This window comes from Paenibacillus sp. 01T422 (genome assembly GCF_056398785.1).
In genome coordinates this window covers 1-514 of the sequence record NZ_JBFTQB010001600.1, presented here as the reverse complement: position 1 = coordinate 514, position 514 = coordinate 1, and the positions used below count along the sequence as shown (strand labels likewise).

The 514-nt window shown below is 38.5% G+C and carries 1 protein-coding gene; it reads left to right on the top strand.

The features are described 5' to 3' along the window. Positions 1-229: 229 nt before the first annotated feature. A partial coding sequence (locus tag AC1DUA_RS40370; RefSeq protein WP_477504984.1) for a GbsR/MarR family transcriptional regulator occupies positions 230-514 on the top strand: 285 nt, incomplete at its 3' end.

Genomic DNA, 514 nt, shown 5'->3' with positions numbered 1-514 from the left:
CGCTCACTCCTTTCTGTATGCGTTAATGCCCTCTTGCCTTATAAGTGTAAAGAACCAAAGCAGGTTATGTCAACCATAAATTCCGTTTAATCTGTTTATACAGTAAAAACTGTACAAAACAATTTGAATTCTACTCCATCCTTCAGCATCCTATTCAATGACTTTCTTTACTTTATCGAAATTGTTTCTTACAATAACGTTGTACACATAAAGGCAGGGTGAACTTGGAATGGAACAACTAAACAATATAAGCTCCGAACAAGAGTTGATTATTCAAAAAGCGCGCAAACGCATCATTGAATCTATGGGCAAAAATATGGAACTCTATGGCATAACCCAATCAATCGGCCATCTATATGGATTGCTTTTTTTCCAAAACAAGCCCATGACCCTAGATGAGATGAGAGAAGCCATGGAAATGAGTAAAACCAGCATGAGCACTGGCGTGCGTACGCTGGTTGATTTGAAAATGGTCAATAAAGTTTGGGAGAAAGGTTCGCGGAAAGACCTGTAT